The 14,679-nt window shown below is 64.4% G+C and carries 12 protein-coding genes and 1 pseudogene; 9 read left to right on the top strand and 4 right to left on the bottom strand.

All coding sequences use genetic code 11. From position 1 onward, the window contains the following. Positions 1 to 74: 74 nt before the first annotated feature. The gene (locus ACI0FO_RS16565) at positions 75 to 1,322 is read left to right on the top strand and encodes an HlyD family secretion protein (RefSeq protein ID WP_416028295.1); all 1,248 of its coding nucleotides are present in this window, start codon (positions 75 to 77) and stop codon (positions 1,320 to 1,322) included. Continuing rightward, a complete protein-coding gene (locus ACI0FO_RS16560) occupies positions 1,319 to 3,493 on the top strand; it encodes a peptidase domain-containing ABC transporter (protein WP_416028293.1) in 2,175 nt (724 codons plus the stop codon). Before ACI0FO_RS16565 ends, ACI0FO_RS16560 begins: the two co-directional genes overlap by 4 nt. Here ACI0FO_RS16560 and ACI0FO_RS16555 read toward each other — a convergent pair. Both ACI0FO_RS16555 and ACI0FO_RS16550 read right to left on the bottom strand, forming a co-directional pair. Next, positions 3,432 to 4,064, bottom strand: a complete 633-nt coding sequence (locus ACI0FO_RS16555; protein ID WP_416028291.1) for a response regulator — start codon at positions 4,062 to 4,064, stop codon at positions 3,432 to 3,434. The genes ACI0FO_RS16560 and ACI0FO_RS16555 overlap by 62 nt on opposite strands. Further along, positions 4,061 to 5,821, bottom strand: coding sequence for a hybrid sensor histidine kinase/response regulator (locus tag ACI0FO_RS16550; protein WP_416028289.1), 1,761 nt, complete (start codon positions 5,819 to 5,821; stop codon positions 4,061 to 4,063). Before ACI0FO_RS16550 ends, ACI0FO_RS16555 begins: the two co-directional genes overlap by 4 nt. A 455-nt stretch (positions 5,822 to 6,276) precedes the next feature. Here ACI0FO_RS16550 and ACI0FO_RS16545 point away from each other — a divergent pair, with 455 nt between their 5' ends. Together ACI0FO_RS16545 and ACI0FO_RS16540 are read left to right on the top strand one after the other, a co-directional pair. Beyond that, positions 6,277 to 8,136 (top strand): methyl-accepting chemotaxis protein, encoded by a 1,860-nt coding sequence (locus tag ACI0FO_RS16545; protein ID WP_416028287.1) that lies wholly within the window; start codon positions 6,277 to 6,279, stop codon positions 8,134 to 8,136. A gap of 106 nt (positions 8,137 to 8,242) precedes the next feature. Beyond that, complete coding sequence (locus ACI0FO_RS16540) at positions 8,243 to 9,052, top strand: alpha/beta fold hydrolase (RefSeq protein WP_416028285.1); 810 nt, start codon at positions 8,243 to 8,245, stop codon at positions 9,050 to 9,052. Positions 9,053 to 9,179: 127 nt separating this feature from the next. Here ACI0FO_RS16540 and ACI0FO_RS16535 read toward each other — a convergent pair whose 3' ends face one another. After that, on the bottom strand, positions 9,180 to 9,956 hold the full coding sequence (locus ACI0FO_RS16535; RefSeq protein ID WP_416028283.1) for a hypothetical protein: 777 nt from the start codon (positions 9,954 to 9,956) through the stop codon (positions 9,180 to 9,182). A gap of 141 nt (positions 9,957 to 10,097) precedes the next feature. On the opposite strand from ACI0FO_RS16535, the gene ACI0FO_RS16530 reads away from it, so the two are divergent. From ACI0FO_RS16530 to ACI0FO_RS16520, 3 genes and pseudogenes are all read left to right on the top strand, one after another. Beyond that, positions 10,098 to 11,147, top strand: a complete 1,050-nt coding sequence (locus ACI0FO_RS16530) for an NADP(H)-dependent aldo-keto reductase (protein ID WP_416028281.1) — start codon at positions 10,098 to 10,100, stop codon at positions 11,145 to 11,147. Positions 11,148 to 11,190: 43 nt separating this feature from the next. Beyond that, positions 11,191 to 11,802, top strand: a complete 612-nt coding sequence (locus ACI0FO_RS16525) for a hypothetical protein (protein WP_416028279.1) — start codon at positions 11,191 to 11,193, stop codon at positions 11,800 to 11,802. A 16-nt stretch (positions 11,803 to 11,818) separates the two neighbouring features. After that, a pseudogene (locus ACI0FO_RS16520) lies at positions 11,819 to 12,714 on the top strand (TonB-dependent receptor domain-containing protein); the annotation flags it as partial. Between the two features lie 9 nt (positions 12,715 to 12,723). On the opposite strand, the gene ACI0FO_RS16515 reads toward ACI0FO_RS16520, so the two are convergent. After that, on the bottom strand, positions 12,724 to 13,533 hold the full coding sequence (locus ACI0FO_RS16515) for a metallophosphoesterase (RefSeq protein ID WP_416028277.1): 810 nt from the start codon (positions 13,531 to 13,533) through the stop codon (positions 12,724 to 12,726). A gap of 68 nt (positions 13,534 to 13,601) precedes the next feature. On the opposite strand from ACI0FO_RS16515, the gene ACI0FO_RS16510 reads away from it, so the two are divergent. Then, positions 13,602 to 14,009 (top strand): lysozyme inhibitor LprI family protein, encoded by a 408-nt coding sequence (locus tag ACI0FO_RS16510; protein WP_416028275.1) that lies wholly within the window; start codon positions 13,602 to 13,604, stop codon positions 14,007 to 14,009. Then, on the top strand, positions 14,006 to 14,674 hold the full coding sequence (locus ACI0FO_RS16505; RefSeq protein ID WP_416028273.1) for a DNA-3-methyladenine glycosylase I: 669 nt from the start codon (positions 14,006 to 14,008) through the stop codon (positions 14,672 to 14,674). The genes ACI0FO_RS16510 and ACI0FO_RS16505 overlap by 4 nt, the downstream gene beginning before the upstream one ends. Positions 14,675 to 14,679 lie beyond the last annotated feature (5 nt).

Genomic DNA, 14,679 nt, shown 5'->3' with positions numbered 1-14,679 from the left:
GGGCCGTAGTCATGACGCGCGGCGGCTTGGCCGTCGCGGGCTTTTTTCTCTTTGCTTGTTTCAGGCCTTGCCCGATGTCGCTTTATCGCAAACAGGCGCTTGCCGCGCAACGTTCCGTCGGGCTGGGCGACATCGTCCTGATCCGGCCGGTGTCGTTCGCCCTGGTCACCGTCGTGTTGGGCGGTTTCGTGCTGGCCGTGTGCCTGTTCCTGGCGTTCGGCACCTATACCAAGCGCGCGACCGTCAGCGGCCAGCTTGCGCCCGACGCGGGCCTGCTCAAACTCTATGTGCCCCAGGCGGGCGTGGTGCTGGAGCGTCCGGCCCGCGAGGGCCAGCATGTCAATGCGGGCGACGTGCTGTATGTCGTGTCGGGCGAACAGCAAAGCGCGCTGGGCGACACGCAGCAAGCCATCAGCGGGCAGATACGGCAACGCGAAGACAGCCTGCGCCAGGCGCGCCAGAAGACCTTGATGCTGCAGCAAAGCGAACATGAAAACCTGACCGCCGGCATCGGCGGGTTGACCTCGCAGCTCGCGGCGATCGACAGCCAGATCGGCGGCCAGCGTGGCCGGATCAAGCTGGCCGAGGATAGTGCGCAGCGCTATCGCACTCTGATGGAAAAGGGCTACCTGTCGCCCGAAGAATCTGACCAGAAACGCGCCGATCTGCTCGAACAGCGTAACCAACTGCAGGCCTTGCTGCGCGACCGCATCGGCATCGCCATGGACCTTGCCAATCGGAAATCGTCCCTGGCCGACCTGACGCTGCGCCAGCAGAACCAGCTGGCGCAGCTGGACCGTGACCTGGCGGGCGTGGCGGTGGACCTGACCCAAAGCGAAGCCAAGCGCCGCGTGGTCGTGACGGCGCCGCAGGCGGGCGTGCTGACCGCGATGACGGCCGAGGTGGGGCAGGCGGTGGACACCCGGCGCCCGCTGGCCACGATCGTGCCCGACGGCGCGAAGTTGCTGGCCGAGCTGTACGCGCCAAGCCGCGCCGTGGGCTTCGTGGCGCCGGGCGACGCCGTGCTGATCCGCCTTGAAGCCTACCCGTACCAGACCTTTGGCCAGCAGCGCGGCGTGGTCCAGACCGTGACGCGCAGCGCGTTGCCGGAATGGCAGATGACTGACGGCGCCGCGGGGCAGGGCGACAAGGAACCGATGTACCGGATCACGGTGTCGCTGGACCCGTCAGCCCACGGCTCGCAGGGGCAGGCGCTGGCGTTGCGGCCCGGCATGCGGCTGGACGCGGACCTGCTTCAGCAGACGCGCCGCTTGTACCAATGGGCGTTCGATCCCGCCTACCGACTGTCGGGGAAACTGTGACGATGCTTGAACGCCTGACGCTCGGCGTCAAACGGCGGGTGCCCAGACTCCTGCAAACCGAGGCCGCCGAATGCGGCCTGGCCTGCGTGGGCATGGTTGCAGGGTTCCATGGGCACCACCAAAGCCTGGCCAGCCTGCGAGGCCGCTTTCCCGTGTCCCTCAAAGGCGCCACGCTTGCAACGCTGATCCATGTGGCGGGCCAGTTGGGCCTGGCGTCCCGGCCCGTGAAGGCGGGCCTGGGGGCGCTGGGCAAGCTAAAGCTCCCTTGCATCCTGCATTGGGAGTTCAACCACTTCGTGGTGCTGACCGATATCAATGCGCGGTCGGCCACGCTGATCGACCCCGCCTCCGGCGTCCGGAAATGCGCCATCAGCGAGCTATCGGCGTCGTACACCGGCGTGGCGCTGGAACTCTGGCCGACGCCGGATTTCCAGATGGCCAACGAGAACAAGCCCGTCCGGCTACGTGAACTGACAGGTCGCGTCACCGGCCTGGGGGCGGCATTTTCGCAAGTGATGCTGCTGGCGCTGGGGCTGGAAGTGTTGACGGTGGTTCAGCCTTTTTTCCTGCAATGGGTCGTGGATCACGTGCTGAACACGGGCGACCGGGATCTTCTGACCACGTTGGCGCTGGCCTTTGGACTGCTGATGGTGATGCTGCAGCTGACCTCGGTGGCGCGCAGCTGGATGCTGATGTTCATGGGCACGACGCTGAACCTGCAATGGCGCAGCAACGTCTTCACGCATCTGCTGCGGCTACCGGTCGGCTACTTTGAAAAGCGGCACCTGGGTGACATCGTGTCGCGCTTCGGGGCCATCGACACCATCCAGCGCACCGTCACCACGTCCTTCCTGGAGGCGTTGCTGGACGGCATCGTCATGGTGATCACGTTGGTGTTGATGTTCCTGTACAGCCCGCCGCTGGCGTGGATCGCCGTGGGTGCGATGGCGCTGTACGGGCTGGCGCGGTGGTCGGGCTATGCCTCGTTGCGCTATGCCACCGAAGAACACATCGTCCACGCCGCGAAAGAGCAATCGCACTTTTTGGAAACCGTGCGCGGGGTCAAGGCAATCAAGCTGTTTCAGCATCAGAACGACCGGCGTTCGCGTTGGCTGGCGTTGCTGGTCAATGAAATCAATGCGGACCTGCGCGTGCAGAAGTGGGCGCTGTTTTTCCGCACGTTCAATGGCTTGTTGTTCGGCCTGTCATCGATCGCGATCCTGTGGCTGGGCGCGCGGCTGGTCCTGGACGGCCAGTTCACCGTCGGCGCCTTGCTGGCTTTCATTGTCTACAAGACGCTGTTCGATAAGCGGGTGGCGGCGTTGCTGGACAAGTTCGTGGAAGTGAAAATGCTCCGGCTGCAAGGCGAACGCCTGGCCGACATTGTGCGCGAGACGCCAGAGGCCGCCGATGAAATGCCGCGCGCCGATGGCGCCGTGACGAAGTCGCCGGCCATCGAAGTGCGCAACCTGCGCTTTCGCTACAGCCCGCAAGAGCCCTACGTGCTGGACGATGTCAGTTTCCGCATCGAGCCGGGCGAATCGGTCGCCATCACGGGCCCGTCCGGGGGCGGCAAGACAACGCTGATCAATATCTTGCTGGGCATCCTGACGCCGACCGAAGGCGAAGTGCTGGTCGATGGCGTGCCGGTGCGCGGAATGGGCGCGGCCGCCCTGCGCAGGATGGCGGGCACGGTGCTGCAGGACGATGTGCTGTTCGCGGGATCCATCGGCGAGAACATCAGCTTCTTCGACCCGCAGTACGATCCGGACCGGGCCGCGGAGTGCGCGGCAATCGCCGCCATCCACGACGACATCTGCGCGATGCCCATGGGCTACAACACGCTGGTCGGCGATATGGGAACGGTATTGTCGGGCGGGCAGAAGCAGCGCGTGTTGCTGGCGCGCGCGCTGTACAAGCAGCCGGCGCTGCTATTCCTGGACGAGGCGACAAGCCATCTGGACATCACGCGCGAGCGGGTGGTCAACCTGGCCATCGCCAAGCTGAACATGACGCGGGTGATCGTGGCGCATCGGCCCGATACCATTGCCGCGGCCGGGCGCGAGATCGGGCTGGTGGGCGGCAAGGTCGCCGCCGACAGTGGCGTGCTTAAACCGGCTTCCCGAACACGCCGCCGCGCCGAGCCACAAGCGTCGCCTGTGTACGATTAAGCACGCCCAGCGTGGCCAGGATGGCCGACACATGTGTCTTGACGGTCTTTTCCGTCATGTTGAGGCGTTCCGAGATTTCCTTGTTGCGCAGGCCATCGCACATCAGCCGCAGCACTTCGCCCTGGCGCGGCGTCAACGTGCGCAGCAGGGTGGCGTCGTCGGGTGAACGGGTTGACGTTCCGGCGGAGGGTGCGTGGCGCGGTGGGTCCGCATTGATCGCTTCCAACGCGGCGGCCAGCTCGTGGCAACTGGCCGATTTGTTCAGGAATTGCCGTGCGCCAGCCTCCAGTGCCCGACGTTCGTCTTCGGGATCCTGCGAGGCGGACAGCACCAGCACGCGCACGTGTGAACGCCGCAGAAAAAACTTATGCAGCAGGTCCGCTCCAGCCATGTCTGGCAGGTAGTAATCCATGATGACGTTGCTGATGCCAAGGTGCCGATCCAGAACCTCCAAGGCTTCGCGGGCGTTCGCCGCGGGATGCACAGTCAGGGTCGGCATAGCGTGCGTCAGCGCCATGGCCAGGGCCTCGCGGAACATGGCGTGGTCGTCGACAAGCAGTACGGCCGTCATGCGGTGTCTCCGTCGAAGGATTTAGCCGCGGCATCTTGCAGCAGGCTTGTCACGCGTTCCCGCAACGCTTGCACGACTACCGGCTTGTGCAATAGCGGAATGCCGCGGGCGGCGGTTTCAGCCAGCCTTGCCGGGTCCGTATCGCCGCTGATCAGCAAGGCGGGCAGATCTGGATTGTTGTATTCGTCGCGCAGCCGGTCGATGACATGAATGCCGGTCTCATGGTCGCGCAGGCGATAGTCGCTGACGATCAGCGCTGGGCCTTCGTTCAGCGGCAACACCTGCTCGAACAAGGAATTCCCGCTTGTCGCCGCGATCACACGAAACCCCCAACTTTCAAATAGCATGGTCAGGCCGGCCAGGTTCTGTGCGTCGTCGTCCACCAGCAACGCCAGTTTTCCATTTAACCGAGCCTGTTGCCGCTCGGCTCGGCGCGGCGCGTGATGGGCATCGTCGGCATTGGCGGGAGAGTCGCCGGCCGCGCGGGATATCGGCACGGTCACCATGAAGACGGTGCCTCGGCCTACCTCCGAGCGCATCGTGAGCGCATGCCCCAACAGCTTGGCGGTTCGACGGACAATTGCCAACCCCAGCCCCAGCCCTTTGCTACGGTCGCGCTCTGGATTGTCGAGCTGGTGGAATTCCCAGAAGACCCGCTCTTGCTCCGACGTAGGAATGCCCGGTCCGTTGTCCCAGACCTCGATGCGCAACTGCTCCGCGACGCGCCGGCAACCGACCAGCACACGGCCGCCTGTCGTGTGCATGATCGCGTTGCTGATCAGGTTTCGCAGAACGCGTTCCAGTAGTACCGGGTCCGAAAACACGCTTGCCGAGCAGGCGCGAACGCGTAGCGACATGCCTTTTTCGCGGGCCTGGGGCGCGTACTCGGTTCGCAGTTGAACCAGAAGCGGATTGATGGAAAATCCCTGCCACCGAGGTTCGATCACGCCGGCGTCCAACCGCGACAGGTTCAGCAAGGCGTCAAACAAGTGTCCCATCGCCGCGATGGCGCTGGCGATGTTGTCAACCAGGTATCGGCCATGGCGGGACAACGGTTCATTGGTCAGCAGGCCAAGGAACAGGGTCACGGCGTGGACCGGTTGCCGTAAATCATGGCTGGCGGCGGCCAGGAAGCGGGATTTTTCCAGATCGCTGCGTTCGGCGGCCGTTTTTTCCCACCTGACCTGTTCCAGCAGCGCCATGTTTTCATAGCCCAGCCGCAAGGCATCCAGGTGTGTGCGGTTCATGCGATGGATGAAGGCCAGGCTGGCGATGAGGTACGCGAGTCCGCCCGATACCAGCGCCAGGTGTATGGCGGACGGCTGAGCGGCCAGCGTTACGAATATGGGCGCGAAAGCCGGTATCTCGAACGCATACATCACCGGCAAAATCATATAGTTGGAGTAGATGGCGCCCGTGCCCAGGCCGAAGAGAATGACGATGAAGAAGAGCTGGTACTCCAGCGGCACGAACAAGGTCCAATAGGCGAACGGCAGGCCCCATAGAATGCCGGAACACAGGTTTCCGACCAACATCCGCCGGATCCACCGCTGGGCGGCTCCCGGGTCCGTGCGGTGAAGGTCATACGCAAGCATGGCGGTCAGCCGCAAGGCACCTACGACCAGTGTCGCCGCGATCCACCACAGGACTTCATGCAGGGGCAGGACGTCAAGCAAGGCGTAGGCCGAAAAGCACGCGCTGACCAGCGATCCCGCCAACGCGAACGGAAAGCTGCGTCGTAGGGCATCTACCTGCACCTGGCGGATGGGCGCAGCGTGCGATGAAGCTGAGGGGAGGGGGCCGGGAGAGGGCTGCACGGATCTGGGATCGCTTCGCGCGGGAGGGGCCAGGACCGGAGGATCCCGGTTCGGAATGTGGCCGGATTTTAGACCGATTGCGGGGCGGCAGGGCGCATTTACCGCAGGGCTGCTACGTCGAAGCCGGCTTGCAGGAAGATCATGCCGCGGTAGTCGGGCCGGCGCCGGGTCGAGTCGTCGGGCTAGCGCAACGGGCTGCCGGCGCGGGCGATGGGCCAGGCCGGGTCGACCCGCGCCAGGGCGGCTATTCCCTTAACAGGAAATGCCGAAAATTTAAGGGTTTACCCCTAAAGTCTGGGCCAGGCATGCCGTAAGTCCATCGTGGCCGCCGGTTTTCAGCCGTGGGCCGTGGACCCGTGTCCTCCGATACGGGCAGTGGCTGACATAAGGCAAGCATGAAAATTACCTCGTTGCGCAACCGGATCCTGCTGATTACTTGCTTTACCGTTGTCGGCGCCTTGGTCCTGTCCGGGATCACGACCTACCAGATCGTCCGCAGCAACATGATGGCGACGATTTCCGGCAACCTGGACGCCATTGCCGCCGGCAATGCCAGCGCCATCGAACGGTGGTCCGAAGACAAGGCCCAGGCCGTCGTCGCGACCGCTGCCGTCGTCGAAAAAGGCGACCCGCGCGGCCTGACCAAATTGATGGGCGAAACCAACGGCTTCCCCATTTCCACCATCGGCTGGTCCGATAAGACCTTTTTCTCGACCACGCAGGTGGCGGCCGATTATGACCCCACGGCACGCCCCTGGTACAAAAGCGCGGTCGCGGCGGGCAAGCTGACCGTCACCAAGCCTTATGGCGATTCGGGCACGGGCAAGCTCTATGTGGCGTTCACCACGCCGATGATCCGCGGCGGCCAGACGACGGGCGTGTTGAGCGGCGCCGTCCCGCTGGACGGCATCCAGACCATTATCCGCGCGATCCGCCCCACGCCGTCCAGCCTGGCCTTCGTGGTGGCGACGGATGGACAGGTCATTGCGCACGTGAACGACAAGCTGGCGCTTAAACCTTCCACCGACGTGGCGCCTGAACTGACGCCTGCCGCGCTGGCGGCGATGTTGCGCGACGGCGCCGAGCCGTTGGCCGTCAATCTGGACGGGGTGCCGAAGCTGCTCAAGGCGCGCCGCATTCCGGGCACGGATTGGTCGCTCGTGATCGCGCTGGATAGCGCCGAAGCCACTGCTGGCTTGGCGCAGGTGTTGAACGCCACATTGATCTCGCTGGTGGTGCTGACGCTGGTGGCCGTGGCGATCGCCAGCGTGGTGACTTCCCGCGCGTTCAAGCGCTTGTCGGCCGTGCGCGACGCGATGGACACGATCGGGTCCGGTGACGGCGACATGACGCATCGCCTGGAAGTCGTGGGCCATGACGAGGTGGCGCAGATCTCCTCGTCGTTCAATGCGTTTGTCGACAAAATCAGCACCGTGATGCTGGATGTGCGCACGGGCGTGCATTCGATGTCCGCCGCCACCAGCGAAATCGACATGGGTAACCGTGATCTGTCGCAGCGCACCGAGACGTCGGCGGGTTCCCTGCAGGAAACGTCGTCGGCGCTGACGCAGTTGACGTCCAGTGTCCGCCAGACGGAAGAGGCGGCGCAGCACGCCACGCGCCTGGCCACCGAAGCCAGCTCGGCCGCGGAACGCGGCGGCCAGGTCGTCACGGACGCGGTGACGACGATGAGCGCGATTTCGCAATCGTCGCAACGCATCACCGAGATCATCAGCGTGATCGACGGCATTGCGTTCCAGACCAACATCCTGGCGCTGAACGCGGCCGTCGAAGCGGCGCGCGCGGGCGAGCAAGGCCGCGGCTTCGCCGTCGTGGCGGGAGAAGTCCGCACCTTGGCGCAGCGCAGCGCGGCATCGGCGCAAGAGATCCGGACGCTGATCCAGGCGTCGGTCGAAAACGTCAAGAGCGGCACCGAACGCGTGCAAGCCGCCGGTTCCACCATGAGCGAAATCGTGGAAGGCATTTCACGGGTGCAGCGATTGGTGGCCGAGATTCACGGTGCGGTGACTGAGCAAAGCGTCGGCATCAGCCAGATCGACCGCAGCGTGGCGGATATGGACCAGGCAACGCAGCAAAATGCGGCGCTGGTGGAAGAGTCGGCGGCAGCGTCGGCCATGCTGAGCGATCAGGCGCGCGTGCTGGCTGATACCGTCGCGCGTTTCAAACTGCGTGACCAAGCCCCTGATTCGGCGCCCCGCATGCTGGCTTTGCCGCGGTCGGCACCGGCCTATTGAGGCTTTCGCGGGTCCCATCGCCTCCCGCCTGGCAAGCAGGCGGGAGTTGCCTGTCAGCCTGGTTGGCCGCAGAATCTGCGAAGCCCAAGAACTGAACAGAGGATGAATGATGGTTGACCACGCAGCGCCCGTCCCAGCAAGTGGCCTGATTCCGACCGCACTGGGACGGATCCACGCCCGGATGTGGCCAGCCGGAGACGCCCGGGCGGGCGGCGCGCCGATCGTTCTGCTGCATGACTCGCTTGGGTGCGTAGACCTGTGGCGCGACTTTCCGGCCAAACTGGCGCAGGCCACGGGGCGCGCCGTGATCGCGTATGACCGGCTGGGTTTCGGCCAATCCGACCCGCACCCGGGCCACCTTTTGCCGGACTTCGTCGCCGACGAAGCCCGAGACGCCTTCGCCGCGCTGGCGAACCATTTCGAACTGGCCCGCTTCCTGGTTTTCGGCCATAGCGTCGGCGGCGGGATGGCGGTGTCGGTCGCCGCGGCGTTTCCGCAACGCTGCATCGGCGTCCTGACCGAATCCGCACAGGAATTCGTGGAAGACCGTACCTTGGAAGGCATCCGCGTGGCAGGCGAGCAATTCAAGGACCCGGCCCAGTTGGACCGCCTGAAGCGCTATCACGGCGAGAAGGCGCAATGGGTGCTGGATGCCTGGGTCAAGACCTGGCAGTCGGATGCGTTCGCCAATTGGAACCTGGACGCGGTCTTGCCTTGCATCACGGTGCCGCTCTTGGCCATTCATGGCGAAAACGACGAGTACGGGTCCATGCGTCATCCCGAGAAACTGGTGGCGCTGGCAGGCGGACCGGCTTCGATGTTGCCGATGCCGGGTTGTGGCCATGTGCCCCACCGAGAGCGAGAAGCCGCCGTGCTGGACGCGGTGCGCGAATTTCTGTCCCGCAACGGCATCTGAGGCGTCCGGGCGGCGGCAGGGGCGGCAAAGCACCCTCCCGTTCCGTACCGTCCACGTCGTCGCCTGCATCGTGTTGCGCGGCCTGAGTCCTGTAAGCCACGCCCCGGCATGGCAAGGCTGAGACGCGCTACCGCTCTTGTTCCAACATGCCCTGCATCCGCTCCATGCTTTCCTGGTTGACCTGGATCACGCCGGTCCCGGGCTGGTCGATGTCGACGATGAACGTCAGCACCAGCGCGATCAGCGCCGCGAAGAGGCCCGTCGACGTCAGCCGTCTGCGCCCGTACAGGCCGGTGCCGTAGGCAATGTAGGCCACGGCGCCCGCGCTGACGATGAACAGCAGGTAGAACACCGGCTCAGGCACGTGATTCTCAAGCGCCACCCGGCGTTTCTCGTTGACCTGTGCCATTTCGTTGATGGCCTGGATGAACATGATCGTCGAGATGGCTGGCGGGTTGTCGGCGGTGTCGGCGGCCAAGGTGCGGATCTGGCGTTCAATGCGGCGCGACGTGGCGCTGGCCGCGTCGAACCGGGGAATGTCGTTTTCCGCATCATGCAGTTCCAGCGCGGCTTTGGTGTATTCCAGCAACAAGGGCGGCACCTGCGTCCGCGCCGATGGCGCGATCAATTGCGAACGCCAATAGGCGTTGCCGATGGCGTTGGCCTCTTCCAGCACCAGGTTCTTGCGCGCTTCGAATCGCGTGACCGACATGGCGAAGGTAAAGCCCAGCAACAGCGCCAGCAGGCCAAGCAGGGCGGTCTGCAACGCGGTGATGTGCGTGCGGTGCGACTCGTCGGCCGGTTTTCGTTGCCGGCGGCCTAGCCGGAAGCAGAGCTCGATGATGCCCAGGAAAACGATGACGCCGATGAAGAAAAGATAGGATTCGTCGAAATTCCTGAGCATGGCGCCTCCCTCGGGGAGACGCCAGCGTATGCGGATTGCGGCAGGGTGGCAAGCTGCCGGATCCCCGGGGCTTGTCAGCGAAACGCCAACATCTTGCGGTAAGGTGTCGATTCCCGATTAAGACCCCGCACGGAGCAGAACTTGAAAACCCGCAAACTCGGCCGTACCGACCTGGATGTCAGCCTGATTGGATTGGGCACCATGACCTGGGGCGAACAGAACACCGAGGCCGAAGCGCATCAACAACTGGACTACGCGCTGTCGCGCGGCGTCAACCTGGTGGACGTGGCCGAAATGTATCCGGTGCCGCCCAAGCCCGAGACCCAAGGCCTGACCGAAACCTATATCGGCACCTGGTTGGCGCGCAGCAAGCGCCGGCAGGACATCGTGCTGGCCAGCAAGGTGGCCGGCCCGGTGCGCGACCCCAAGCGCCCGGGCCATATCCGCGACGGCAAGACTTTCCTGGACCGCAAGAACCTCACGGCGGCGCTGGATGCCAGCCTGAAGCGGCTGCAGACGGACTATCTGGACCTGTATCAACTGCACTGGCCCGACCGCACTACCGCCACGTTCGGCCAACTGAACTACCCCTGGGTGGAAGACGAGCACACCGTGCCGATCGAGGAAACGTTGTCGGTGCTGCAAGACTTCATCCGCGCCGGCAAGGTGCGCCACGTGGGCGTGTCCAACGAAACGCCGTGGGGCGTCGGCCAGTTCCTGCGCCATGCCGAGACCCAGGCGCTGCCGCGCATCGTCTCGATCCAGAACGCGTACAGCCTGTTGAACCGCGTGTTCGAAATCGGTTTGTCCGAATTCACTCACCATGAAGGCGTGGGCCTGCTGGCGTATTCGCCGTTGGCGATGGGCATGCTTTGCGGCAAGTACCTGAATGGCGCGCGTCCCGAGGGCGCGCGGTTGACCCGCTACACGCGTTTTACCCGCTACAGCAACCCGCAGGCCGAGGCCGCCACCGCCGAATACGTGGCGCTGGCGCGCGAACACGGCCTGTCGCCGACCCATCTGGCCCTGGCCTGGGTGAACCAGCGCCCGTTCGTCACCAGCAACCTGGTCGGCGCCACGACGCTTGAACAGCTGAAGGAAAACATCGACAGCGTCGACGTGACCTTGTCGCCGGAATTGCTGAAGGCGATCGACGGGATCCACACGCGCCATCCGAATCCCGCGCCCTGAGCCGGTGTCAGCCAGAAGCCATCCCAAGCGCTTGCCAAGCGCCGTGCGACGCCTCCTGACGACTTTGCTGCTGTCCGCGCTTGCCTTCGTGGTCGCGGGTTGCGCATCGACGAAGGTCTATACCGAAGACGTCTCCACGCTGATGGTGTCGTCGGACGGCAAGACCTTCGCCGTGCTGGGGCCGCGGTATCACTATTTGTTCGATATGCCGCCCGCAATGGCGCAGGCGATGGCGTCCGGGTTCCGGACGCGGCTGACTGCCGTGGTCCTGCGCGATTTCCACGTAGGGGCCGATGGCCTCGCCTGGGGCTTGGTGCGCCTGCAATTGACGGATAACGCCTCGCCAAGCGATCGGAAAGAGGCGCTGGCCATGCACTTCAACACCACGAAGGGTGGGCTGGTCTATTACACCCATCACCTTAAAGGCAAGCGGTACCTGGCCCGGCCGGATACCCCCACCATGGCGCAGGCGGCAGGGGTCGCCCCGACGCCGCTGGACCAGTCGTATCGCATCACGGTGCAGGACTCGCAAGGCAGCGCCGCCGACATGATGAAGCTGCTGTCGCCGGTCACCTTCCTGGCGGGAACGGGGTTTGTGATCGCGAATCCAGGCGTGGTGCTTTTCGCGTTGCCGGTGGCTGGGTTGAAGCCTTAGACCGGCTCGGCGCAAGGCGCCGTTGCCCGCGGTCACGGTCAAGGCGGCGCCGGTCGATGAAACGTTAGAGCATCTGTCCACGCCGGTTAACACGGGCGCGCTGGGCAATCGCAGCCAGTTCGAAACGCCGTTTTCGACAACGGTGGTGACCGCGGCGGATATTCAGGAACGGCAAGTCAATAAGCTGGGCGATGTGTTCGCGCTGGATGCGTCCGTCAGCGATAACAGTGCGTCCTACGACGCATGGGCCAGCTATCTGACGGTGCGCGGCTTGCCGCTGGACTGGCAGAATTCCTATCGCATCGACGGCAAGCCGTTCCTGAGCTATGTGACGACGCTGCCCTTCGAACAGTTCGAGCAGATTGATCTGTTGAAGGGCGCGTCGGGGTTCATGTACGGCTTCGGTTCGCCGGGCGGCCTGGTCAATTACGTCACCAAGAAGCCCACGATCTATGCGGGGCAACTGGTGGGCAGTGAACTGCCGTCTCAGCTGTCGTCCGACTGGAGCGTGCGCACCGATTACACCTACAGCACTACGCGCACACGCCGCAACGGGTCCGATAAAGCACCGCGTGGTGGCCGGCGCATCATGGCAAAAGCAGAAGAACGACTACAGCGTCGATGGCGTGTATCAGTTGCAGGGCACGGGTAACTTGCGTTCGCAGAACACGAACACGTACTACAGCGAGGGCAGCCTGGACCTGTACCGCGCGGCGGAAATCACGTAGAAGGCGATGTTCGCCAGTGACACGATCGACCTTACGGGGGGGCTGGTCGCTGCTGGGCGGTTTGCGCTACACCAATTACGAGCAGACGGCATTTGACGCCACGGGCGCACAATCGTCGCGCTACGACAAGAGCGGCGTGCTGACGCCGACCCTCGCGTTGATGTACAAGATCACGCCGCAGACGCGTCAAGTTCTAGGCGTTCACTTCCCACAGGCGATCAGGCGCGAAGTCCGCCTGTTCGCCCTTTCGGGCATAGCCCAAGGGGTTGGCCACGATGTGGCAGCCGTCTTTCACGTAGTCGTGCGCGCAGTGCAAATGCCCGTGCATCCATGTGTGAGCCAGCGGCAGCAGGGCGTCCAGCGCATTGCAGAAGCCCGCGGTGCCGGGCGTGACGCCATAGCGTGGGTCCGCGCTGGCCAGCGTGGGCGCGAAGTGGGTGATGGCCAAGGTCGGGCCATCGAACGGTTCGCGCAGCGCCGCATCCAGCCATTGCTGACAGACCAGGCCCTGTTCGCGCATCTGCTCGGCCATGAAGGGCGCGCCTGCGCGGCGCATCTGGGCCTTTTCCAGATAGAAATCGGCCGCGCGAAAGGCCTTGGCACGTTTGGTCAGCGCGGCGCCGAGGGTGTCGCTGTCGGTGGCCAATGCGTCGAAGTCCGTCCAGAGCGTGGTGCCAACCAGCCGCACGCCGTCGATGACGCAGGTTTCGCGCTCCAGCCACTGGATGCCCAGCGCGTGGCATAGCTCGCGCAGGCGGTCGTGCGTGTCGTCGAAATCCAGATTGTCGTATTCGTGGTTGCCGGGGACGAACACCACGGGTGTGGGCCAGCCGTTGCGCGGCGCATAGCTGCCCAGGCCGAAGTCCGTGGCATTCAGCTTCGAACCCCGCTGGTACGAGCCGATGTCCCCGGCCAGCACCAGCAGGTCGGCGCCCGGCGTGGGCCGCGCCAGGAAGGTGGGGTCGGATTCTAGATGCAGGTCGGAAAGCAATTGGATCTTCATGTCCGATATCTTATGCGACACTTTCTTCTGGGAACTACCCACTCATCCGACAACCAGGAGGAACGCCCATGCGTATCGCGATCGCCACGGCCGCCGCGCTGATCCTGGCGGCCAGCGCGCAGGCGCAGCCGCTCAATTGCGCCAATGCCACCACGCAGACGGACATGAACCTGTGCGCCGATCAAGCCTACAGAAAGTCGGATGCCGATCTGAACAAGGTCTATAAGACCGTCATCGGACGTCTGAAAAACGACCGCACCCAGACGACGCAGCTGCAAGCCGCCCAGAAGGCCTGGCTCTTTTTCCGCGATGCGGAATGCGCTTTTTCGGCCAGCGGCACGACGGGCGGCAGCGTATACCCGATGGTGCTGAGCCAGTGCCTGGACACGCTCACGCAGGCACGCACCAAAGCGCTCGGCGCCTACCTGAAATGCCAGGAAGGCGACCTGAGCTGCCCGGTTCCGGCCAAGGAATGACGTTGCCGGACGTCGCGGGTGTCGCCGGCAGCCCCAACCACTTGGACCGGTCCGGATTGGTGCTGGACGCGCGCGGCGTGCCGCGCTGCTTCTGGCAACCGTCCATGGCCGACTATCACGACCACGAATGGGGCCGTCCCGTTGGCGACGACCGCCGCCTGTATGAAAAGATCTGCCTGGAAGGCTTCCAGGCGGGCATGGCGTGGATCACCATCCTGCGCAAGCGCGAGGCCTTCCGCGAAGCCTTCGACGATTTCGACTTTGAACGCGTGGCGCGCTATACGGAGCAAGACGTCGACCGGCTGATGGGCAACCCCGCCATCGTGCGCAACCGCGCCAAGATCGTGTCCACCATCAACAACGCACGCCGGGCGCTGGCGCTGGCCGATGAAACGGGATCGCTGTCCGGCTGGTTGTGGCGCCACGAGCCACCCGCCTGCGACCGGCCGGATCGGGTGGATTTGGATTACTGGAACCAGAATCCGACGTCGGCGGCATCGGCCGCGCTGTCCCGCGCCTTGAAAAAGCGCGGCTGGACCTTCGTGGGCCCCACCACGATGTATGCCTTCATGCAGGCGGTGGGCATGGTCAACGACCACATGAGCGGTTGCGTCTGCCGGCCAGCCATCGAGGCCGCCCGGGCAGCGTTCAAACGGCCGGCATAGCGCCA

This window comes from Achromobacter marplatensis, from assembly GCF_049060505.1.
Taxonomy (GTDB): domain Bacteria; phylum Pseudomonadota; class Gammaproteobacteria; order Burkholderiales; family Burkholderiaceae_B; genus Achromobacter; species Achromobacter marplatensis_A.
The sequence above is the reverse complement of the archived record's forward strand: the minus strand, read 5'-3'. Positions and strand labels throughout refer to the sequence as shown.

Bases quoted from the DNA above. Each gene is read 5' to 3' on its own strand.
- ACI0FO_RS16505 (WP_416028273.1), top strand. From the start codon at position 14,006: ATGACGTTGCCGGACGTCGCGGGTGTCGCCGGCAGCCCCAACCACTTG.
- ACI0FO_RS16545 (WP_416028287.1), top strand. From the start codon at position 6,277: ATGAAAATTACCTCGTTGCGCAACCGGATCCTGCTGATTACTTGCTTT.
- ACI0FO_RS16510 (WP_416028275.1), top strand. From the start codon at position 13,602: ATGCGTATCGCGATCGCCACGGCCGCCGCGCTGATCCTGGCGGCCAGC.
- ACI0FO_RS16565 (WP_416028295.1), top strand. From the start codon at position 75: ATGTCGCTTTATCGCAAACAGGCGCTTGCCGCGCAACGTTCCGTCGGG.
- ACI0FO_RS16555 (WP_416028291.1), bottom strand. From the start codon at position 4,064: ATGACGGCCGTACTGCTTGTCGACGACCACGCCATGTTCCGCGAGGCC.
- ACI0FO_RS16515 (WP_416028277.1), bottom strand. From the start codon at position 13,533: ATGAAGATCCAATTGCTTTCCGACCTGCATCTAGAATCCGACCCCACC.
- ACI0FO_RS16535 (WP_416028283.1), bottom strand. From the start codon at position 9,956: ATGCTCAGGAATTTCGACGAATCCTATCTTTTCTTCATCGGCGTCATC.
- ACI0FO_RS16540 (WP_416028285.1), top strand. From the start codon at position 8,243: ATGATGGTTGACCACGCAGCGCCCGTCCCAGCAAGTGGCCTGATTCCG.